The sequence below is a fragment of the Pseudarthrobacter sp. CCNWLW217 genome (genome assembly GCF_037203985.1).
In the GTDB taxonomy this organism is placed as follows: domain Bacteria; phylum Actinomycetota; class Actinomycetes; order Actinomycetales; family Micrococcaceae; genus Arthrobacter.
The window spans coordinates 1-20,143 of record NZ_JBBCBT010000025.1 but is presented as its reverse complement, the minus strand read 5'-3'; the positions used below and the strand labels follow the sequence as shown (position 1 = coordinate 20,143).

Below are 20,143 nucleotides of genomic sequence, written 5' to 3'. Positions count from 1 at the left end.
CGGAATTGGCAAGCGCTTTCCGGCGAGTGCCTAAAACTGCCATAATGTGCTCAACGCCATTGGCGGCTAGTCCCGCGCGAAATACCGTCTGAAAAGGAGATCCCGTGGCTGCAAGTACCCTCACCGAGGTGGCCCGGCTGGCTGGGGTCTCGCCTGCTACGGCCTCCCGCGTGCTCAACGGTTCGGCCCGGAAACCGGGGCAGGACATCGCCGACCGCGTGCGGCAAGCCGCGGACTCGCTTGGCTACATTCCCAACGCCCAAGCCCAGGGCCTGGCCAAGTCAAGCTCCGGCCTCATCGGCCTGATCGTGCACGACATCGCGGACCCCTATTTTGCCGCGATCGCCCGCGGCGTCCAGGAAGCCGCCCGGGAGCAGGGCCGCATGGTCCTGCTCGCTACTACTGCCGGTGCACCCGCGGACGAAAAAGAGGCTGTCGCCGCCTTCGCCGCGCGCCGGGCCGATTCGATCGTGATCGCCGGGTCCCGTTCCTCCCGCGCCGAGGACACCAAAGGCAACGCCGATCTGGCCGCGGAACTGGACAGGTATTGCCGCAACGGCGGCCAGGTGGCAGTGGTGGGACACCCGGTAGTAGGGGCTGAGGTGACGGAGGGCTACCACGTGGTGGAAGTGCCCAACGAGGAGCTCGCCACCAGCCTTGCCTCCGAGCTTGCAGCCTCCCGGCAGGACGACGACTTCGTGATCATCGGCGGCCCGGAAGGACTCTTCACCTCCGATGACCGGATCCGCGGCTTCCAGAAGGGCCTTGCCGACGCAGGCAGGCCTCCGGCGGAGATTCTGCGCAGTTCCTTTAACAGGGCCGGCGGGTACGAAGCCGGGGTCACCCTGGCCGAACGGATCAAGGCTGCGGGCCGGGACGGCCAACGGGGCGAAGGGAACGCGAACCAGGATCCGGCCAGGGGGCTGTGCATCTTCGCCGTCAACGACGTCATGGCAATTGGGGCTGCCGCCGCCCTCCGCAGCAAGGGCCTGCGCGTCCCCCGCGACGCCACCATCGCCGGCTTCGACGACATCGAGACGCTGCGCGATTTCCGTCCGGCCTTGTCCACCGTGCACCTTCCGCTTGAGGACATTGGCAGGATCGCCACACGCAGCGCCGCCGGCTCCGCCGCAGCCGAAGACGCCGCCGAACCGTCTCCGGTGACCGGACGCGTGACGCTTCGCCGCAGCACCGAGATGGCCTCCTGAGGTGGCGACCGCCTCCCTCACTGCTGTCCCCGCCCGCACCGACCGGCCGCGGCCTGCCGTCCTTGTCCTTCCAGGCGGAGGTTACGGCCATCAGGCTGACCACGAGGCTGAGCCGGTTGCCGAGTGGCTTGCCTCGCTGGGGATCCACGCCTATGTGCTCCGTTACCGGGTTGCACCGCAGCGCCACCCGGCGCCCCTTGAGGATGCCAAAGCTGCGCTGCTGCAGATCCGCGCGGGAGGCATGGGCCTGGCCGTGGACGGCTCACGGGTGGGCGTCCTCGGGTTCTCCGCTGGCGGCCACCTGGCGGCCACGCTGTCAACAGCGGTGGCTACCGGCGATGCAGCGCTCGACCTCCAGGCCGCCGTCCCGGACCTGACAGTGCTGTGCTATCCCGTGGTGTCCTACACGGACGAAGTGCACCAGGGGTGCGTGGACAATTTACTCGGGGCGTCGCCGTCGGAAGCGCTGCTCCGGGAAGTTTCCGCCGATCTCCACGTCACTGCCACTACTCCCCCGGCATTTGTGTGGCACACGGCCGACGACGCGGCGGTGCCGGTCCATCACAGCCTCGCCTACACCGGGTCATTGGTCCGCGCCGGCGTGCCGGCCGAACTGCACGTGTTTCCGCACGGGCGCCACGGCCTCGGACTCGCTCCCGAGGATCCGGGACCGGCTCAGTGGACCTCGCTGTGCGCGGCGTGGCTGACGCGGATGGGGTGGACTCAGTCCTCGCCCAGAGCGATGTGATTCAGGAAGTCCGCATCATGGCTGACGTTCTCCGCGAGGTCCTCTGCCACGAACTCAAGCATCATGTCCACTGGCCGGCCCGACTCACGCACGGCATCGGCCACCGACTGCCACAGTTGCTTACGTCCGCTCAGGGGTAGCCGCTCCTGCTGCGGCCACCACGAAAAGCAATGCACGCCGGAAACAAACGGAAGCACCTTGCGCAGGCTCGCCAGGGCGGCCTGGTCGGAAAGTCCGACGGCGGGCTGCCAGTAAGTCCCCACGTTGTCCCGGCCAACGTCCCGGAGCAACTGGATGGTGGACTCGGGCGTGTCCGTGAGCGTGCCGCCGTGGTACTCGAAGGCAAGGTCCAGACCCTGGCGGCCGGCAATGTCCGCGATCCGCAGCGTGTCCCGGACAACTTCCGCCCGCAGACCGCCGTCGGATTCGGCCGAGCCGAGTTCGCCCGCCCAGATCCGGACTCTTGGCGCTCCCAGGCGAACGGCCAGTTCCACTGCGGCTTCAAAATCAGTGAAGCTGCCGGCACGGTAAGAGGAGCCCAGGGACAGGATCTCCAAGCCTGCGGCCAGGGTAGCTTCGCGGGCTTCGTCTGCAGAGGCGCCATCGCGGATATGCGCGTCTGTTCCCCACTCGATTCCGGCCAGGCCGGCGTCGGCCGCTATCCGGGCAACGTCTGCAATGCTGCTGTTCGGCAGCGTCACCGAACATAGGCCAGGGGTGAGCGCTGAACGGTTCCAGTCCGGCAGTTCCGTCTGCTGTCCAAGGGTCATTGGCATTCTTTCCGTTGCGGCGGCCCGATCAACTTCTGGGCCGGGGTGGGATTGCCTCCCAGCGTAGCGGGAAGGCGTTTGCCACGTTAATCATTTCGTAGCAGGCCGCATCGGGCGGACTACCCTGTAGGCATGGAAGACGAGCCGGTTCATGGCCTGACCACGGCACCTGCAGAATGGGCCGACGTCGAGAGCCTCTTCAGCCTGCCCGGTGAACCGTCGCGCTGCTGGTGCCGGTACTTCGCGCTCACCGGTCCCGAGTACTCCGCGCTGGAACCAGCCGCGCGCAAGGCGCAACTGCGGGAAAAGTTCGACGCCGGGTCCCCCGCCCCCGGTGTGCTCGCCTTCCGGGCGGGGCGGCCGGTGGGCTGGTGCGCGGTTGAACCGCGAACGTGTTACCCGCGGGTGCTCCGTTCCCGGGTCCTGCGGCTCGCGGAAGCATCAGCACCGGCCGATGCCGGGGCCGACGCCGTGGCTACTGATCCCGCGCCACGCGACGTGTGGTCCGTGACCTGCTTTGTGGTCGCTCCCGGCCACCGCCGCAGCGGTGTTGCGGATGCCCTGCTGGGCGCCGCCGTCGACCACGCCCGGATCCATGGTGCGGACGTGGTGGAAGGCTATCCGGTTGACCGCGGACTCAGGCCCAAGGCATCAGCTGCCGACCTGTATCACGGCACATTGAACCTGTTCCTGCGCGCAGGGTTCCAGGCTGTCAGCTCCGCCGTTCCGGGGCGGGCCGTGGTGCGCCTGGACCTTCGCGGAGGCCCGGCTAACTGAGCGCCCTGATGGTCCAGCCGGCCTCGTGGGACTCCCCAGGCGCCAGGTGCACCAGGTCCGTCCCTGAATTGAACGCGTCCGGCGGGCAGGTCATGGGCTCCACGGCAAGGCCCAGCCTGTCCTTGCCGCTGGGCTTGTCGGCAGTGTGGACCTGAACCCAGGGCCAGGTTCCGTCCCACTCCAGCTCGACACCGGTTCCCGCCGGATCAAGGACGCGGACAGCTGCGAGGCCATGTTTCCCGCGGATGATCCCTGTGAAGGCGTGGTCGATCTTGATGGTGCCCAGAGGGCGGGGGGTGCGGAAATCGAACTCATGGCCCTCAACCGGATGAATGCCTTCGGGCAGCAGCCGGTCAGCAGACACAGCCAGGAACTCCCGGGCGGGAAGCTCCATGGTCCAGTGGTCCAGCGGCGAGGGGCCGGCCACGAGGTAGGGGTGGGGACATACTCCGTAAGGCGCCGTTTGGGTGCCGGTGTTCCGCGTCCGGACCATGGAGTGGAGGCCGTCATCAGAGAGCCGGTAGGTGACGCAGACTTCAAGGCCGGACGGATACGCGGCATTGGCCTGGACGTTGCCGGCGAGCGTGATGGCATCCGTCGAGTGCTCCAGCACGTCCCAGTCCACTCCGGTCAGCAGGCCGTGGAGTGCCGTACCGCGCTCCGGTTCATTGATGTCTGCCCGGAAGGAGCGGTCACCGTAGCTGTATGTGCCATCGGCGAGGCGGTTGGGCCAGGGGGCGCAAATGACGCCGCGGTAGTCGGGAATCCCGCCGTCAGGGCCAAAGGTAACCACCAGGTGCCGTCCCTGGTACTGAAGTTCACGCAACGCGCCGCCGCGGGCCGTGACGATGGCCGAGTAAGACCCGAAGGCGATGCTGTGTTCCGTACCCGACATGATGGATCCTCTGCGTTCCAGCTGGTTGTTAGCGCTAACTAGCCTATTGTATCCAGGTTCGTTCTCGCCTCCTGTTACGTCACAGTGAGGATCCGGCTCGCTAAAGTTGCAGGATGGTGAACCGCGAGGTGCTGGCCACTATCCGTGCGGCCTTGGAAGAACAGGCCGACGCCGAACGCGGGGCGGGCGCGCAGGCCTACATGAAATCGTCCATCCCATCGCTGGGCGTCAGGGTGCCGGAGGTCAGGCGCCTGACAAAGGCCGCAGCCGCTGCCCACCCGTTCGAATCCCCCGAGCAGCTGCGGGCGACGGTGCTTGAGCTCTGGCGCGACGCCAAGGTGCGGGAGGAACGCTACGCGGCCATAGACCTCACCGGTGTGAAGATGGCAGCCAAGGACCTGGCGATGCTCCCTGTGTATGAGGAAATCATCCGGACCGGCGCCTGGTGGGACTTTGTGGACGGCGTGTCGGACCGGATCTGCGCCCTGCTCCAAGCACACCGGCCGGCCATGACTGAGGTTTTGCTTGGCTGGAGCCGGGACGAAGACCTCTGGATCAGGCGGGCCTCCATCACCGCCCAGCTCAAGGCCAAGGCCCACACTGACCGCAGGCTACTCAGGAACGTCCTTGAAGCCAATCTCGCGGATCGCGAGTTCTTCATCCGCAAGGCCATTGGCTGGGCACTGCGCGAGTTTGGCAAAACCGACCCGGAATGGGTCCGGACTTTCGTCGCCGAGCACGGCGAACACCTTAGTCCGCTGTCCCACCGGGAAGCGATCAGGAATCTCCCGTCAGATGACGGGGCGTGAGGTAACTGGCTGGTCCGACTTGCTGAAGAGCTGTTTGGTGCGAGGGTCCAGGAAAATCAGGTAGAGCGCGAACATCAGGGCGATAACAGCGGCAGCGTTGCGCGCCAGGGCGAGCGCCAGGCCAAGGTCCTCCGTCTGCAGGTACGGAAAGACTTCCAGCTGGTCCGAGATCGCATAGACCATAAAGAAGGACACGATGAAGTAGAGGGCCTTGACCTGCCAGTCGTCCCGGATGCCTGTAACTGCGAACAACGGGATCAGCCAGACCACATACCAGGACTGGATCATGGGGGCCAGCAGGACGATGGCGGCAAATGCCAACGTCAGCCGGCGCATGAGGCGGTCGTGGTCTCCCTTGAAGATCTGCCAGGCGACGATGCCCACGGCCAGCAGCTTCCCGGCGTCGTACACCCATTTGGCGAGCCCCCAGCCGTCGAGGCTGAACGCGTTGGCGATGGAAGCGACCACCAGGCCCATCAGCCCGATCGGCGCGTACCAGATCCAAATGCTGCCGGGAGCCGAGAGGCCATTAATCCAGCCAAAACCGAAGCCGTTGACCCGGCTCATGGCAAAAAGAATCCCCACGCTCAGGCCGGCCGTGAGTGCCCAGTACAGGAATTTCCGCGGCCAGCTGGCGTCCTTGCCGGCCCAGAGCAGGCCGATGAAGGGCAGGAAGACGATGGTGATCGGCTTGACCGAGATGGACAGCGTGACCAGCACGATGCCCAGCACCACGCGCCGGGTGGCGCAGTAGTACAGGCCAGCTAGGGCCAGCCCGATCATCAGGGCGTCGTTGTGCACGCTGGCAATGAAGTTGGTGAGGAACAGTGGATTGGCTGCGGTGAGCCAGAGTGCCCGGTGCGGGTTGACGCCATGGAGGTCCGCCAGCTTGGGCACGTAGATAATGCACAGCACGATGCCCACCAGAGCAGCCAGCCGGAACAGCATCACGCTGGCCTCCGGGTGCACGTTGGTGGACCAGACCACAAACTGCTCAATCCACAGGAACAGCTGGCCATATGGGACCGGGGCCTCGGTCCACATCTTGTCGGCGCCGAGCTGGAAATAGTTGGACAGCGCGGAAATGCCGTTTTCGTAGGGATTGAAGCCTTCCACCATCAGCCTGCCCTGGCCGATGTAGGCGTACACATCCCGGCTGAACAACGGCACTGTGAACATCATCGGCAGGCCCCAAAGCACCACGGCCTGAAGGGTGGCTTTGCGCGCCGCCAGGCCCCAGATCCGGACGCGTTGGCCCAGCCTGAGCCAGGCGCGGACCAGGAGCATGCCGCCGACGGCCAGGAGGATGATGGACAGCGCAACACCGATGGCCTCGGTCCGCATCCAGATGAAGAGCGGCATCCGCCGCAACTCCGAGACGGGCGCAAGCCAACCGACTCCCAGGGAACCGACCATCATCAACACCGAACCGATAAAGCCGGCGATCAGCGGAGACCGTGCGTTGTCGACCTCGGCCTCTGGCAGCTTGAGGATCGGGGCGGCCTTCTCCCCCGCTGCAGGCACAGGCCCCGTCATCTCAGGATTGTCCAATCTGTTGCATTCCACGCTTCCGCCCTGCGGGCCTCACCGGGCCGGCCGGGGCATAGTACAACGACGGAAAATTCACCGCCGCGTTTCCGAAATCCTAGCATCGGACGGCCCGGACAGAGCTAAACGGTAGGCTTGTCAAGTGCCTATATCTAATGAACGCATCGTCTGGATCGACTGCGAAATGACCGGCCTGGACATCAAGAACGACGCCCTGATCGAGGTGGCGGCCTTGGTGACGGACTCGGAACTGAACATCCTGGGCGATGGAGTGGACGTAGTGATCAAGCCGGAGGATTCCGCGCTGGCCCAGATGAATGATTTCGTCCGCGACATGCATACGCGCTCGGGGCTGCTGACGGAACTGCCGCACGGCAAGACCATGGCCGAGGCCGAGGCCGCCGTCATGGAATACATCGAAAAGTGGGTCCCGGACCCCCGTAAGGCGCCGTTGGGCGGCAACTCGGTGGGCACGGACCGTGTGTTCCTGTCCCGGGACATGCCCTCAGTGGTGGAACACCTGCACTACCGCGTGATCGATGTCAGCACCATTAAGGAACTCTCACGCCGGTGGTTTGCGCGAGCGTATTTCCAATCCCCCGCCAAAAAGGGCGGTCACCGCGCCCTCGGTGACATCAAAGACTCCATCGACGAACTCCGTTACTACCGGGAAGCCGTATTTGTCCCGGCGCCAGGCCCGGACAGCGCAACGGCCCAGGCCATCTCCAAACGGATCGCCGCCGGCGCGGAAACCACCGCCGCTGATGCAGACCCAGCGGTCCCAGGGACGTAATCTGCACCACGTTTGCTTCGAATTTTGGCCAAAAACGGGAAAAGTGGCAAAAGCACACGCGAACAGCAGGTAAGCTATTTGAGTTGCCTTTCCAGAGAGCCGGTCGCCCGGTAGACCTGCAAGGCACATGGTGGGCTTAGCTCAGTTGGCAGAGCGCCTGGTTGTGGTCCAGGAGGTCGCGGGTTCAACCCCCGTAGCTCACCCGCACAGGATGGTTCTAGCAGCCGTTCGAGAAGGAGGCCGCACCGGATATCCGGTGCGGCCTCCTTTGTTTTGCATCCTTGTTTAGCGCACAACGGCCGGCATCGCGCCGCATCCCGAAGGACCCGTCTGACATGACAGTTATGCCAATCACCATTTGGGGGGAACCGGTGCTGCACCGCCGGGCTTCCGAGGTGGAAGTGTTCGACGACGAACTCAGGACCCTGATTGCGGACATGTTCGAAACCAACGACGCCGCGAACGGCGTCGGACTCGCGGCGCCGCAGGTCGGGGTCGGCAAGCGGATTTTTGTCTACAAATACGCCAACGATGACGGCGCACCTCCCGCAGGTGTATTGGTCAACCCTGTCCTGACCCTGTCCAAAATCTCTGGCGCCCTTCCCGATCCCGATGAGGAAGAGGAGGGCTGCCTGTCTTTTCCGGGCGGACAGTACCCGTTGAAGCGTGCCGAGTGGGCCAGGGTGCGCGGCTTCGACGGCTATGGGCAGCCGGTTGAATTTGAGGCCACAGGGTGGTTCGCGCGGGTAATCCAGCACGAGTATGACCACCTGGACGGAAAACTCTACGTCAACCGGCTGATCGACCGCTATGCACGCAAGGCGATGAAGCAGGCCAAGAAGAGCGGTTGGGGCGTTCCGGGCCTAACCTGGATGCCCGGCGTCGACCCGGATCCTTTCGGCCACTAGTCCACGAGTCGGACGTCAGCCCGCAGTAACAGTCAGCTGCTGGGGGCAGCTGTCCAGGACCCTCTTCATGGCGTCCTTCTCCGGCTGCGTCACCCAAAGCCCATAGGCGGCCTTCACCGAGATCTGCCTTGCGACATAGTGGCAGCGGAAGGCCTTGTTCTTGGGCAACCAGGTGGCGGCGTCACCTGCACTCTTCTGCTGGTTGGCGGGCCCGTCCGCGGCGATAAGGTTCAGGGGGTCATTGGCCAGGCTCTGGCGCTGCAGCGGTGTCAGGCTCTGCGCGCCCTTTTGCCAGGCGTCGCCCAGGGCCACCACATGATCGATCTGGACCGCCTTGCTGCTCTCCGAGCCTCGCCGGAAGTCCACGGGAAGTCCTGTGTAAGGCTCGTGGAAATGGCCGGCCGCCACTCGGCATGTGGAGCCTTCGGTGAACACCACGCCCGTGAGGTCACGGCGAAGGACGTCGTTGCGGGTGTCGCAGCCATTCCGGTCCAGGTCCTGCCACGCCTGCCCGAAGGCTTCGCGCTCATAGTTGTCGTTAGGTGCACGCCCCTTGACCGGCAGCCCGTCGAGGGCTTCACGGGCACTCCCCCGCGGCACAGCATGCACCGGGGCCACCGGTTTCATAAAGCCCGGATCGAAAACCGGCGCCTCCGTAGGTCCTGCAATGGCCGGTTCCGCCGCCGCGAACTGGCCGGCAGTGAAGAACCACGCCACCGACGCTACAGCGGATACTCCCAGGAGAATGACCAGGGCCCATGCCTGCCGCGAGCGGCGGCGTGCCCGTCTGTAAGCAGACCAGCTGACGGTCACGGGCAGCCTGCCCTTCCGGAAACGTAGTGCACCAGAAGAGCCTAGGACACTCCTCGGACAACGTGGCCGATATCCACAGTGTTGGGGAGGAGTGGGAAGCCGGGAAAGAGCTTCTTATTGTTCCCGGGTCACCCTCCGGAGATCTTCGGCGGCAACCTGGAGCAGCTCTTCGAGTTGGCGCACGCGATCTTCGCTGACATCTCCGGCCTTGTAACCCGCCTGGGCCTCCTCCAGGAGGCGGATGGCCCGTTTGTGGTTGGCCTTGGCTACATCCAGGGCGTGTTCGAGCGTGGTCTCGTGGAGAGTTTCGTTATTCATGCCACCAGTGTGGTCCCGTTTCCCGGCTGATTCCAGAGAACCAGCCGGGAAATTGCCTCAGAGGAGGGAATCAGACGGCGATGGCCGCCAGTGCCGCGGCAGGTTCCTTGGCGGGAAACGACGGCGGGTTGACCCCTGCCATCTCTTCCATGACGCGGACCACCTGGCAGGAGTAGCCGAATTCGTTGTCGTACCAGACGTAGAGGATGACGTTCTTGTCGTTGGAGATCGTGGCCAGGCCGTCCACGATGCCCGCACGGCGGGAACCGACGAAGTCGGTGGACACAACCTCGGGGGAATCGATGTAGTCGATCTGCTTGCGCAGGTCCGAATGCAGGGACATCTGGCGCAGGTAGTTGTTCACCTCGTCCTTGGTGGTGCCGTTTTCAAGGCTCAGGTTCAGGATGGCGAGGGAGACATCGGGGGTGGGGACGCGGATGGAGCTGCCGGAAAGCTTGCCCTGAAGTTCGGGCAGCGCCTTCGCCACAGCAGTGGCCGCACCGGTTTCGGTGATGACCATGTTCAGCGCGGCGGAGCGGCCGCGGCGGTCGCCCTTGTGGAAGTTGTCGATCAGGTTCTGGTCGTTAGTGAAGGAGTGGACGGTTTCCACGTGGCCGTGGATCACGCCGAACTTGTCGTTGATGGCCTTCAGGACCGGGGTGATGGCGTTGGTGGTGCAGGACGCCGCGGAGACGATCTGGTCAGTATCCTCGATGCTGCCGTGGTTAATGCCGTGCACGATGTTCTTGAGCGCGCCCTTGCCCGGAGCGGTGAGGAGAACACGCGAAGCACCCTTGCTCTGAAGGTGCTGTGACAGGCCTTCGGCGTCGCGCCAGCGTCCCGTGTTGTCCACCACCAAGGCGTCGTGGATGCCGTAGGACGTGTAATCGATCGTCGCGGGGTTGTCCGAGTAGATGACCTGGACCTGGACACCGTTCGCGGTGATGGTGTTGGCTTCCTCGTCCACGCGGATGGTGCCTTCAAAGGAACCATGGACCGAATCGCGGCGCAGCAGGCTGGCGCGCTTGGAGAGATCCTTGTCCGATCCACGGCGCACCACGATGGCGCGCAGGCGAAGGCCGTGGCCGCCACCAGCCTTTTCGATCAGGAGGCGGGCAAGGAGCCGGCCAATCCGGCCGAAGCCATAGAGCACAACGTCAGTGCTGGTGCGGTCGTCGGCGCCGCGTTTGCCCACTACCTCGGCCAGTTCGGCGCGGAGGAACTCTTCCAGTGTGGCGCCGTCGCCCTCGGCCTTGAACTTCTGGTTCAGGCGGGCAATGTCGATCGCGGCCGCGCCCAGTTCCAGGCCGGCGAGGGTGTTCAGCAGCGGGGCTGTTTCTTCCAGAAGCAGCTCATCCTTGCTCATACGGCGGGCGAACCGGTGCGCCTTCAGGATGTTCATGGTGGACTTGTTAATCAGGCTGCGGCCGTGGATGGAAGTCACCACGTTGTTTTCACGGTACAGCCGGCCGATCACCGGAATCATGGCCTCGGCGAGGGCCTCCCGGCCCATCCACGTATCAAGACAAGAATCTGACGTCTGGCTCACAGAACTACCTTCCTTGGGTCAACCACATACGTCCTCGTACGCGGAGGGCGGCCGCCGGAGGTGTTCCGGGGCGCAAGCGTCGGCGGGGATTCGGTCCACCCCGGACACCTTGGAGAAGCGCGAAGAAAAACCACCGGCTGCGAACGCAGACCCGGTGGCAGAACTTCTACGTTCGCTCTCTATTCTAGGCGGGAGGGGCGCCCTGGACTGCCCCGTCCGGCGTGAAGTCACTCACATGACTTGAGCTGACGTTGTGTGGATGGGTTGACCGATACGCCGGGTTCTGTGCTCCCGTGCCGTTACCAGCGCGGGAGTAGCGGCCATCCATCTACGGACGCCGTTGCCGACGCCCTCCAGCGGCCTACCCGGACACTCGGGCGGGCAGCCCTCAAACGTGTCCTGTCTGGCCTTGCTCCGGGTGGGGTTTACCTAGCCTTCCCGGTCACCCGGGAAGCTGGTGGTCTCTTACACCACCGTTTCACCCTTACCTGTTTCGTGCCGCTTTCAAACCGGCGCGACACAGGCGGTCTGTTCTCTGTGGCACTGGCCTGCGGGTTACCCCGAGTGGGCGTTACCCACCACCCTGCCCTGTGGAGCCCGGACGTTCCTCGAGCCACTTGCGTGACGCGCGGCCGCCTGGTCAACCCATCCGGCACCCAGTCTACCGGGCAAGGGGGCGCCCAAGTCGCCGGTAAGATCGTACGGTGCTGATTCTGCTTCCCCCCTCCGAAGGCAAGACTCCCGCAGCCCGGGGAACCGCCGTCGACTGGCCTTCCCTCAGCTTCCCGGCACTGAACACCTACCGGGCCAAAGTCCTGGATGCCCTGGGAACGGTGAGTGCACACGAGGACGCCCTCGCGCTGCTGGGCGTCGGGGCATCGCTGCGGGACGACGTCGAACGGAACACCCGGCTGCACGCCGAACCGGCGGCGCCTGCCCACCAGATCTACTCGGGGGTTTTGTACGACGCCCTGGGCTACAAAACGCTGACGCCCGCGCAGCGCCGGAAGGCCGACGAGGCGGTGCTGGTGGTATCCGCGCTGTGGGGTGCCATCCGCTTTGCCGACCGGGTGCCCGCCTACCGGCTGTCGATGGGGACTGCACTGCCCGACGTCGGCCGCCTCGCCTCGTTCTGGAAGCCGCAACTGTCGGAGGCCCTCACGGAGGCTGCGGCAGGCCAGCTGCTGGTGGACTGCCGTTCAAGCACGTACGCCGCGGCGTGGGCACCCCCGCCGGCGCAGACCGTCGCCGTCAACGTTTTCACTGAAGTGGATGGCGTGCGCAAGGTGGTGAGCCACTTTGCGAAGCACACGCGCGGGGAACTGGCCCGGCACTTGCTGGTCCGCCGCGGCAACGCCCCGCAGACCCCGGCACAGCTCCTGAAGGCGGCGCGCGAAAAGTGGGACGCGGAGCTGGTTGACGGTGCAGCCCGTAAGCCGCACGCGTTGAACATCATCCTGGGTTAGTTGGTCGGGCTGGCCGTGTTCCACTCGGCGGAGCGCACCAGGATGGCACCGGAGTCCGGGCAAAAGACGATGTCGTCCTCGGCGGCGGCTTTGATTTCGGCGAGGTCGCCGGGGCTGAGCTTCATTCCGGAAGCCTCGGACGTTCCATGGAACAACCGTGCGGCGCCCACTCCTCGCTTGGCCAGCGTTTTTTCGTAAACGGCCAACATCCCGGCGTCCAGTCCTGCGGCGAACTCAGCGCGTTGGCGTTTGACCTCCGCTGCCTCGGCATCCACTTCAGCCAGGGCTTTGTCCAGCTCGGCGCGGATGCCGCCGAATGAGCCCTGGATGTTGTCCACGATCAGCTGCTGGGCCGCCTGCCTGGCGCGGAGCGAATCCAGTCGCTCCATGACTTCGAGCTCTATGTCCTCGAGGTCTGAGCGGCGCCTGTTCAGCGACGCGATGTCCTTCTGCAGGGCCACGAGGTCCTTGGAAAGCCCCGTTCCGCTGTTGAGCCGGGCCTCGTCGCGTTCAATGCGGGTGGTGACCTGTTCGACGTCGGACTCTGCCCGCTTCAGCTCAGCCTCGGCGTCGTGCACGGCCATCTTGGCGGCACCCAGCTCACCGTTGGCAACCGACAGCGCCGACTGGAGATCCGTGATCCGGGGGTCGGTGTCCAGGGCACGACGCCGGTTGGCGAGCGACTTCAGCTTGGCGTCCAGTCCCTGCAATTCGAGCAACTTCAACTGTTCCGCCGGTGCTGCCTTGGCCACTGTTACCTCCGCTTGATCCCACCGGCCGGAGCCGGGCACCGAACCGGCGCTCTATAGACTCTAGCGCGTGGCCTGCTCCCCTGGCTCGCTTCGCACTCCAGGCTTAGCCCGGAGTCAGTATGAAGTCCCATGGATCACTGTTGGTGGTGCTCACCTGGATCTCCACATCGTGGCCCTGGTCGGCGAGCACGTTACCCAGCGCAGACGCTGCGGCCGGCAACCACAGCCACTCACTGGCGAAGTGCGAGACGTCAATAAGGTAGGGCCGGCCATTCACGGCGTCTTCGCGGGCCTCGGATGCCGGATGGTGCCTAAGGTCAGCGGTGACGAAGACGTCCGCATTGCTGGCGCGCACCTCGTTGAACAGCGAATCGCCGGCCCCGCCGCACACCGCGATGCGGCGCACCAGGCCATCCTTGTCACCTGAGACCCGCACTCCCCCGGCCACGGACGGCAGGATTCCAAAAACCCGTGCGGCGAAGTCTCCGAGGCTCATTACCTCCGCCAGGTGACCCACGCGCCCGATGCCCTCCTCGGGAAGGCCGTTGCTGGCGAGGGTCAAGGGCGATACGTCCTCCAGTCCCAGTGCGTCTGCCAGGACATCAGAAACACCGCCGACGGCGGAATCACCGTTGGTATGGACGGTCAGCAGTGCGGTTCCAGACTCGATCAGCCGGTGGATTGCCTTGCCTTTGGCCGTGGTGGCGGCCACCGAGGTGACGCCTTTCAAAAGCAGCGGATGGTGGGTGATGAGCAGCTCGGCTCCCCATTCCACGGCTTCCTCAATGACTTCCAGCGTGGGATCGACGGCGAACATCACCCGCGTGACCGGCGAGGACGGCCGTCCGGCCACCAGGCCCACTTCGTCCCAGCTCTCTGCCAGGGATTCGGGCCACAGTTCCTCTACCGCCAGCAACACCTGCCCCAACGTGGGCGGGACTGTCTGCTCTGCCGCGGGGGCTTCCTCCCGGGAGGTCCCGTCGTCGTGCGGTTCCGCATCTGCAACGCCGGTGTCTACAGGTTCCATAGTCTCAGTTTTACCCCATTCGGCGCCCTCCCCTGCATGTGGCAGAGTCCTTATAGGGTTGTCAGGGAATCATCCGGGGCTCCCAACCATTGAAGAGGTCATGAAAACTTTTGTTCTTGGCGGGGGCTGCTTCTGGTGCCTCGACGCTGTCTATCAAAAAACCAAGGGCGTCAGTTCAGTGGTTTCCGGCTACACCGGCGGCCACGATCCGAATCCCGACTACTACTCCGTCTGCAACGGGACCACCGGGCATGCCGAGGTGGTGGCGGTGACGTTTGACGAGGACGTGATCCCCGCCGAAGTCATCCTGGACATGTTCTTTGTCCTGCACGACCCCACCACGCTCAACCGGCAGGGATATGACGTGGGCACTCAGTACCGCTCGTCCATGTTCTATGAGACCACCGAGGAAAAAATACTGTTCGAGGAGGCGATCGAACGGAACCAGGCGCTGTGGTCCCACCCCATCGTCACCGAGGTCAGCCGCCTGCCCCGGTTCCACGTGGCAGAGGACTTCCACCAGGACTACTACGCCAAGCACCCGGAACAGGGGTACTGCCAGGTGATCATCAATCCCAAGCTGGCCAAGGCCAGGAAATATTACTCTGCATGGCTTAATGCTTAGCAACGGTTGCGCCGCCATCGTTAGGCTGACCTCAGTATTCACTCTTGAGAGATAGGCATACCTACATGGCACGGATCTATGACGACGTAACGCAGCTGGTCGGCGGCACTCCGCTGGTCCGCCTGAACCGGCTGAGCGAAGGCCTAGGTGCCACTGTCGCCGTCAAGCTTGAGTTCTACAACCCGGCCAACAGCGTCAAGGACCGTATCGGCGTGGCCATCGTAGACGCCGCCGAGAAGTCCGGCGCCCTCAAGCCCGGCGGAACCATCGTGGAAGGCACCTCCGGAAACACCGGCATTGCCCTGGCCATGGTGGGCGCTGCCCGCGGTTACAAGGTCATCCTGACCATGCCGGAAACCATGTCAACGGAACGCCGCGTTATGCTCCGGGCGTTCGGTGCCGAGATCGTCCTGACACCCGGCTCTGAGGGCATGCGCGGTGCAGTGGAGAAAGCCCAGGAAATCGTGGCCAACACGGAGAACTCCATCTGGGCACAGCAGTTCGCCAACGAGGCCAACCCCGAGATCCACCGCACCACCACGGCTGAGGAAATCTGGTCTGACACTGACGGCAAGGTTGACATCTTCGTAGCCGGCATCGGCACCGGTGGCACCATTACGGGCGTCGGCCAGGTCCTGAAGGAACGCAATCCCGATGTGCAGATCGTGGCCATCGAGCCGAAGGACTCCGCCATCCTGAACGGCGGCGCCCCCGGCCCGCACAAGATCCAGGGCATCGGCGCCAACTTCGTGCCGGAAATCCTCGACACCAACGTCTATGACGAAGTCCTGGACGCAACCCTGGAGGACTCCGTGCGGGTGGCCCGTGACCTCGGCATCAAGGAGGGCATCCTGGGCGGCATCTCCTCCGGCGCCATCGTCTGGGGCGCCCTGGAACTGGCTAAGCGTCCCGAGAACGCCGGCAAGCTGATCGTCGCCGTTGTCTGCGACTTCGGCGAGCGTTACATCTCCACCGTGCTCTATGACGACATCCGCGGCTGATTAGTCCGCTCTCCGCCCGTTTCCTGTAGAAAGAACTTTGTGGGCTTTTTCGCAAGACTAAAGGAAGACCTCGACGCCGCCCGGTCCCACGACCCGGCGGCTCGAGGTTCTTTTGAGAACTTTTTCGCCTATTCAGGGCTGCATGCCATCTGGATCCACCGGCTGACGCACCGCCTGTGGCAAAACCCCGGGCTGCGCTTTCCGGCCCGGCTCGTTTCCCAGCTGGGCCGTTTCCTGACCGGGATCGAAATCCACCCCGGCGCCACCATTGGACGGCGCTTCTTCATTGACCACGGCATGGGGGTGGTCATCGGCGAGACCGCCGAAATCGGTGAGGACGTGATGATCTACCACGGTGTGACGCTCGGCGGCCGATCCCTGGCCAAGGTCAAGCGTCACCCCACCATCGAAGACAGGGTGACCATCGGGGCCGGAGCCAAGATCCTGGGACCCATCACCATCGGACGGGACAGCGCCGTCGGTGCCAACGCAGTTGTGGTAAGGGACGCGCCGCCCGAATCAATCGTTACCGGCGTGCCGGCCAAGTGGCGCCACCGGGACGCCCAGCGTGAGACCACGCCTGCGGTGGATCCGGCCGAGTACGACATCGAATACCTCATCTGACGGTTACCGGGCCGCCACCCGCTTGAGCACGAGCATGACCACGGGGTCGAACAGCCGGTCCGGCAGGATCCGCCGCAGCGTCAGGATGGCCCGGGCGCCGCGCCCCACGGGGTAGCGGGTCCGCGGCCGTGCGGAATGGGCTGCGTGCAGCACCGCGTCAGCAATGATCTCCGGGGCCGTGGACGTCGCGGGCCGGTTAGTGGAATCCAGCGCGCCGGCCATCTGCCGCGCCTGTGCGGCGTAGGGCCCTGTTCCGCTGGTGGCCAGCAGCCCCTGGGCCGCGATCCCGCCCCATTCGGAAACGGTACTCGCAGGCTCAATGATGGACACGCTAATACCATGCGGCTTCAGCTCGAGCCGCAGTGCGTCGCTCATGCCCTCCACCGCGAACTTCGTTGCGTGGTACCAGGCGCCGAGCGGCTCATAGAATTTGCCACCGATGGATGAGATATTGATGATCCGTCCCTGGCCGGCCTTCCGCATCGCCGGCAAAACAAGTTGGGTCATCCTCGCCAGCCCGAAGACATTGACGTCGAACTGGCGCCGCCCTTCGGCCAGTTCGACATCTTCCAGGGCGCCGAATGAGCCGTACCCGGCATTGTTCACCAGGACGTCGATCCGTCCACGTTCCTCCAGGACACGGCCGACGGCGGCACTCATCGATTCCTCGTCTGTCACGTCGAGCGGCAGGACATGGACTCCGAGGGCTGTCAATGGTTCCATCCGGTCCACGCGGCGGGCTCCGGCATAGACCGTGAAGCCGTGGCCGGCCAGTTTCCTGGCCGCTTCGAAGCCGATCCCCGTGGAAGCTCCGGTAACGAATGCTACTGGCTGGGCCATGCTGGACTCCCTCGCTCGGCGGATACCGCAGTTGCCCCCCGGAAACAGCAACGGCCGACAGCTCCCAGAGTAGCGGGAACTGCCGGCCGGAGGTGCCATGGCGTGACGCAATGGCGCTTGCCGAAACTAGTGCGTGTCTACTGCTTCAATCTCGGACTTGTCTTCGCCCCACAGGGTGTGGAACGTGCCCTCGGCGTCGACACGGCCATAGGTGTGGGCTCCGAAGAGGTCCCGCTGGCCCTGGATCAGGGCGGCAGCGACGCGCTTGCGGCGCAGGCCGTCGTAGTACGCGAGCGAGGAGGAGAACACCGGCACGGGAATGCCCAGCTGGACGGCGGTGGCGACCACGCGGCGCCACGCCGGCAGAGCCTCAGCGATGGCTTTGGTGAAAGCAGGCGCGAACAGCAGGTTGGCGGGCTTTTCGTCAGCGGCGTAGGCCTTGGTGATGTCCTTGAGCAGTTCAGCACGGATGATGCAGCCAGCGCGCCACAGGGAGGCAATTTCGTCCAGCTTCAGGTCCCAGCCGTACTCCTTGGCGGCGGAGGTCAGCATGTCCAGGCCCTGGGCATAGGAGACCAGCTTGGAAGCGTACAGCGCCTGGCGGACGTCCTCGACGAAGGTGTCCGGGATTTCCACGGCGGCTTCCTCGCCGGCCAGCAGTTCCTGCCCGAGCCTGCGCTGTTCAGCCTGGGAGGACAGGGCGCGGGCGAACACGGACTCGGCGATTCCGGAGACCGGGGAGCCGAGTTCCAGGGCGGAGATGACGGTCCAGCGACCGGTACCCTTCTGGCCTGCGGCATCGACGACAACGTCAACGAAGGGCTTGCCGGTCTTGGCGTCGACATGGCCCAGGACCTCGGCGGAGATTTCGATCAGGAAGGAGGAGAGGTCGCCCTTGTTCCACTCGGTGAAGATCTTGGACTGTTCGGCGGGCTCGATGCCTGCACCCGAGCGAAGGAGGTCAAATGCCTCGCCGATGACCTGCATGTCGGCGTATTCGATACCGTTGTGGACCATCTTGACGAAGTGGCCGGCGCCATCAGTGCCAACCCAGGCGCAGCAGGGCTCGCCGTCGACCTTCGCGGAAATCTTCTCCAGCAGCGGGCCAAGGGCCTTGTAGGACTCCTTGGAACCACCCGGCATGATGGACGGTCCGTTCAGGGCGCCTTCTTCGCCGCCGGAAACGCCAACGCCCACAAAGTGCAGGTCCTTCTTGGCCAGGGCGGCTTCGCGGCGGCGGGTGTCCTCGTAATGGGAGTTGCCGGCGTCGATGATGATGTCGCCGGCTTCCAGCAGCGGCTCCAGCTGCTCGATGACAGAGTCAACCGGCTTGCCTGCCTTGACCATGATGAGGACGCGGCGCGGCTTCTCCAGGGAGTCGACCAGTTCCTGCAGCGTCTCGGTCCGGACAAAATCGCCGTCCGTTCCGTGCTTCTCCAGCAGTGCGTCAGTCTTTTCTACCGACCTGTTGTGCAGGGCAACCGTGAAGCCGTTCCGGGCCAGGTTACGCGCCAGGTTGGCTCCCATCACCGCAAGGCCGGTGACACCGATGTGTGCTGACATCAAAAACTCCAATTCATTTCTGTGCAATGGATGTGCAGGTGGCCCCGCGTTTGGCAGCGGAGCATGCAGTTACGAACCAAGGGATCCGAATAAAGCATATATATTCGGACGCCATTCAGGAAAGTGGCGCCCACTTTGTGGAATGCCGGGTATCACAGCCAGTGTAGGACGCCTGCTCTCGCGGGGCTCCCCGGCTGTCCTGGCTGGCAGATCGGTCGGCAGGAATCACACTAGGCTTATGTTCATGTCGACCAGCCTGCACCACCGTGCCATTGAGAACCTCGGCACCCGGATTGTCGCCGGCGAACTTCCTGCCGGCCACATCATGCTGGCGGAGCAGTTGGAGGACGAACTGAGGGTCTCCCGTTCAGTCATCCGCGAAGCAGTGCGCGTGCTGCAGTCCCTGGGGCTTGTCGAGACGACCAAACGCGTCGGAATAAAGGTCCTGCCGTCGAACCGCTGGAACCCCTTCGACGCGCAGGTGATCCGCTGGCGGCTCTCCGGCGAGGGCAGGGGAGCCCAGCTGCGCTCCCTTGCCGAGCTTCGCTCCGCCGTCGAACCGGCAGCGGCGGAACTGGCCGCCCAGAACGCGCCGGCACACCTCCGCCGGGAACTGGTGGACATTGCCCACGACCTGCGCGATGCCGGCCACTCGGGCGACGTACCGCGGTTCCTGGAACTGGACATCGCCTTCCATTCGGTCCTGCTCTCCGGGTCCGGCAACGAAATGTTCGCCAACCTGATGGGCCAGGTGGCCGAGACGTTGACGGGCCGGACAGTGCACGGCCTCATGCCGGACCATCCGCATGAGGGCGCGCTGCAGTGGCACGTTGACTTGGCCGAGGCCGTAGCCGCCGGGGATGCCCCTGCGGCCCGGGCGGCCTCGGAAAGGATCATGCGCCGCACGATGTCGCGCATGTCGGACACCTGGACGGACCAGCCCAGGGTTTTTATCCCCGTCCGCCGGGACTGAGCACGAACACTTTCTAGGCCCCGCCGAAGCTGAGGAGTACTTTCCCGGATTCGGCGGATTTGCGGGCGACGTCGAAGGCTTCGAGGGCCTGGTCCACCGGGTAGTCGTGGGTGATGACGGGGTTGATGTGCAGGGT

The 20,143-nt window shown here is 64.7% G+C and carries 21 protein-coding genes, 1 tRNA gene and 1 other RNA gene; 12 read left to right on the top strand and 11 right to left on the bottom strand.

Features of this window, described 5'->3' with window-relative positions; all coding sequences use genetic code 11:
• The first annotated feature begins 104 nt into the window (after positions 1-104).
• Together V9L18_RS20670 and V9L18_RS20665 are read left to right on the top strand one after the other, a co-directional pair.
• On the top strand, positions 105-1,208 hold the full coding sequence (locus tag V9L18_RS20670) for a LacI family DNA-binding transcriptional regulator (RefSeq protein ID WP_337349024.1): 1,104 nt from the start codon (positions 105-107) through the stop codon (positions 1,206-1,208).
• 1 nt (position 1,209) lies between these two features.
• The gene (locus tag V9L18_RS20665; protein WP_337349023.1) at positions 1,210-1,956 is read left to right on the top strand and encodes an alpha/beta hydrolase; all 747 of its coding nucleotides are present in this window, start codon (positions 1,210-1,212) and stop codon (positions 1,954-1,956) included.
• Here V9L18_RS20665 and V9L18_RS20660 read toward each other — a convergent pair.
• Positions 1,932-2,726, bottom strand: coding sequence for a sugar phosphate isomerase/epimerase family protein (locus tag V9L18_RS20660; protein WP_337349022.1), 795 nt, complete (start codon positions 2,724-2,726; stop codon positions 1,932-1,934). The two genes, V9L18_RS20665 and V9L18_RS20660, sit on opposite strands and share 25 nt — an antisense overlap.
• A 132-nt stretch (positions 2,727-2,858) precedes the next feature.
• Here V9L18_RS20660 and V9L18_RS20655 point away from each other — a divergent pair, with 132 nt between their 5' ends.
• Positions 2,859-3,503, top strand: a complete 645-nt coding sequence (locus tag V9L18_RS20655; protein WP_337349021.1) for a GNAT family N-acetyltransferase — start codon at positions 2,859-2,861, stop codon at positions 3,501-3,503.
• Here the strand turns inward: V9L18_RS20655 and V9L18_RS20650 are convergent.
• Positions 3,496-4,398, bottom strand: coding sequence for an aldose 1-epimerase family protein (locus V9L18_RS20650; RefSeq protein ID WP_337349020.1), 903 nt, complete (start codon positions 4,396-4,398; stop codon positions 3,496-3,498). The genes V9L18_RS20655 and V9L18_RS20650 overlap by 8 nt on opposite strands.
• Before the next feature lie 113 nt (positions 4,399-4,511).
• Between V9L18_RS20650 and V9L18_RS20645 the strand changes: the two genes are divergently transcribed.
• Positions 4,512-5,207, top strand: coding sequence for a DNA alkylation repair protein (locus V9L18_RS20645; RefSeq protein WP_337349019.1), 696 nt, complete (start codon positions 4,512-4,514; stop codon positions 5,205-5,207).
• On the opposite strand, the gene mptB is transcribed toward V9L18_RS20645, so the two are convergent.
• Entirely contained in the window at positions 5,190-6,743 is a 1,554-nt protein-coding gene (gene mptB / locus V9L18_RS20640; RefSeq protein ID WP_337349018.1) for a polyprenol phosphomannose-dependent alpha 1,6 mannosyltransferase MptB, read from the bottom strand. The two genes, V9L18_RS20645 and mptB, sit on opposite strands and share 18 nt — an antisense overlap.
• 154 nt (positions 6,744-6,897) lie before the next feature.
• On the opposite strand from mptB, the gene orn reads away from it, so the two are divergent.
• From orn to def, 3 genes are all read left to right on the top strand, one after another.
• Positions 6,898-7,548, top strand: a complete 651-nt coding sequence (gene orn / locus V9L18_RS20635; protein ID WP_337349017.1) for an oligoribonuclease — start codon at positions 6,898-6,900, stop codon at positions 7,546-7,548.
• Positions 7,549-7,678: 130 nt separating this feature from the next.
• Positions 7,679-7,751: transfer RNA gene (locus V9L18_RS20630), tRNA-His, on the top strand.
• Positions 7,752-7,883: 132 nt separating this feature from the next.
• A complete protein-coding gene (gene def / locus V9L18_RS20625) occupies positions 7,884-8,456 on the top strand; it encodes a peptide deformylase (RefSeq protein WP_337349016.1) in 573 nt (190 codons plus the stop codon).
• A gap of 15 nt (positions 8,457-8,471) precedes the next feature.
• Here the strand turns inward: def and V9L18_RS20620 are convergent, their stop codons facing one another.
• From V9L18_RS20620 to rnpB, 4 genes are all read right to left on the bottom strand, one after another.
• Complete coding sequence (locus V9L18_RS20620; RefSeq protein ID WP_337349015.1) at positions 8,472-9,269, bottom strand: HNH endonuclease family protein; 798 nt, start codon at positions 9,267-9,269, stop codon at positions 8,472-8,474.
• A gap of 114 nt (positions 9,270-9,383) precedes the next feature.
• Positions 9,384-9,587: a hypothetical protein gene (locus V9L18_RS20615; RefSeq protein WP_337349014.1), complete on the bottom strand. Its 204-nt coding sequence runs from the start codon at positions 9,585-9,587 to the stop codon at positions 9,384-9,386.
• Between the two features lie 70 nt (positions 9,588-9,657).
• Positions 9,658-11,136, bottom strand: a complete 1,479-nt coding sequence (locus V9L18_RS20610) for a glyceraldehyde-3-phosphate dehydrogenase (protein ID WP_337349013.1) — start codon at positions 11,134-11,136, stop codon at positions 9,658-9,660.
• Positions 11,137-11,392: 256 nt separating this feature from the next.
• Positions 11,393-11,784, bottom strand: an RNA gene (gene rnpB / locus V9L18_RS20605) — RNase P RNA component class A.
• A gap of 56 nt (positions 11,785-11,840) precedes the next feature.
• Between rnpB and V9L18_RS20600 the strand changes: the two genes are divergently transcribed.
• Positions 11,841-12,602, top strand: a complete 762-nt coding sequence (locus V9L18_RS20600) for a YaaA family protein (protein ID WP_337349012.1) — start codon at positions 11,841-11,843, stop codon at positions 12,600-12,602.
• Here V9L18_RS20600 and V9L18_RS20595 read toward each other — a convergent pair.
• Together V9L18_RS20595 and V9L18_RS20590 are read right to left on the bottom strand one after the other, a co-directional pair.
• Positions 12,599-13,354: a zinc ribbon domain-containing protein gene (locus tag V9L18_RS20595; protein WP_337349011.1), complete on the bottom strand. Its 756-nt coding sequence runs from the start codon at positions 13,352-13,354 to the stop codon at positions 12,599-12,601. The genes V9L18_RS20600 and V9L18_RS20595 overlap by 4 nt on opposite strands.
• A gap of 103 nt (positions 13,355-13,457) precedes the next feature.
• Positions 13,458-14,381: a Nif3-like dinuclear metal center hexameric protein gene (locus tag V9L18_RS20590; RefSeq protein ID WP_337349010.1), complete on the bottom strand. Its 924-nt coding sequence runs from the start codon at positions 14,379-14,381 to the stop codon at positions 13,458-13,460.
• Between the two features lie 100 nt (positions 14,382-14,481).
• Here V9L18_RS20590 and msrA point away from each other — a divergent pair, with 100 nt between their 5' ends.
• From msrA to epsC, 3 genes are all read left to right on the top strand, one after another.
• A complete protein-coding gene (gene msrA / locus V9L18_RS20585) occupies positions 14,482-15,006 on the top strand; it encodes a peptide-methionine (S)-S-oxide reductase MsrA (RefSeq protein ID WP_337349009.1) in 525 nt (174 codons plus the stop codon).
• A gap of 65 nt (positions 15,007-15,071) precedes the next feature.
• Positions 15,072-16,007, top strand: coding sequence for a cysteine synthase A (gene cysK / locus V9L18_RS20580; protein ID WP_337349008.1), 936 nt, complete (start codon positions 15,072-15,074; stop codon positions 16,005-16,007).
• A gap of 39 nt (positions 16,008-16,046) precedes the next feature.
• Positions 16,047-16,631: a serine O-acetyltransferase EpsC gene (gene epsC, locus V9L18_RS20575; protein WP_337349007.1), complete on the top strand. Its 585-nt coding sequence runs from the start codon at positions 16,047-16,049 to the stop codon at positions 16,629-16,631.
• Positions 16,632-16,634: 3 nt separating this feature from the next.
• On the opposite strand, the gene V9L18_RS20570 is transcribed toward epsC, so the two are convergent.
• Positions 16,635-17,471 (bottom strand): oxidoreductase, encoded by an 837-nt coding sequence (locus V9L18_RS20570; RefSeq protein WP_337349006.1) that lies wholly within the window; start codon positions 17,469-17,471, stop codon positions 16,635-16,637.
• 126 nt (positions 17,472-17,597) lie between these two features.
• Positions 17,598-19,034 carry an NADP-dependent phosphogluconate dehydrogenase gene (gene gndA / locus V9L18_RS20565; protein WP_337349005.1) on the bottom strand — a complete coding sequence of 479 codons (1,437 nt, stop codon included), beginning with the start codon at positions 19,032-19,034 and terminating at the stop codon, positions 17,598-17,600.
• A gap of 244 nt (positions 19,035-19,278) precedes the next feature.
• Here gndA and V9L18_RS20560 point away from each other — a divergent pair, with 244 nt between their 5' ends.
• Positions 19,279-20,007: a FadR/GntR family transcriptional regulator gene (locus tag V9L18_RS20560; protein WP_337349004.1), complete on the top strand. Its 729-nt coding sequence runs from the start codon at positions 19,279-19,281 to the stop codon at positions 20,005-20,007.
• Positions 20,008-20,143: the final 136 nt, after the last annotated feature.

Coding starts and splice junctions, on each gene's coding strand:
- V9L18_RS20660 (WP_337349022.1), bottom strand. CDS start 2,726: ATGACCCTTGGACAGCAGACGGAACTGCCGGACTGGAACCGTTCAGCG.
- V9L18_RS20655 (WP_337349021.1), top strand. CDS start 2,859: ATGGAAGACGAGCCGGTTCATGGCCTGACCACGGCACCTGCAGAATGG.
- V9L18_RS20650 (WP_337349020.1), bottom strand. CDS start 4,398: ATGTCGGGTACGGAACACAGCATCGCCTTCGGGTCTTACTCGGCCATC.
- V9L18_RS20645 (WP_337349019.1), top strand. CDS start 4,512: ATGGTGAACCGCGAGGTGCTGGCCACTATCCGTGCGGCCTTGGAAGAA.
- mptB (WP_337349018.1), bottom strand. CDS start 6,743: ATGACGGGGCCTGTGCCTGCAGCGGGGGAGAAGGCCGCCCCGATCCTC.
- def (WP_337349016.1), top strand. CDS start 7,884: ATGACAGTTATGCCAATCACCATTTGGGGGGAACCGGTGCTGCACCGC.
- V9L18_RS20615 (WP_337349014.1), bottom strand. CDS start 9,587: ATGAATAACGAAACTCTCCACGAGACCACGCTCGAACACGCCCTGGAT.
- V9L18_RS20590 (WP_337349010.1), bottom strand. CDS start 14,381: ATGGAACCTGTAGACACCGGCGTTGCAGATGCGGAACCGCACGACGAC.
- msrA (WP_337349009.1), top strand. CDS start 14,482: ATGAAAACTTTTGTTCTTGGCGGGGGCTGCTTCTGGTGCCTCGACGCT.
- cysK (WP_337349008.1), top strand. CDS start 15,072: ATGGCACGGATCTATGACGACGTAACGCAGCTGGTCGGCGGCACTCCG.
- V9L18_RS20570 (WP_337349006.1), bottom strand. CDS start 17,471: ATGGCCCAGCCAGTAGCATTCGTTACCGGAGCTTCCACGGGGATCGGC.
- gndA (WP_337349005.1), bottom strand. CDS start 19,034: ATGTCAGCACACATCGGTGTCACCGGCCTTGCGGTGATGGGAGCCAAC.
- V9L18_RS20560 (WP_337349004.1), top strand. CDS start 19,279: ATGTCGACCAGCCTGCACCACCGTGCCATTGAGAACCTCGGCACCCGG.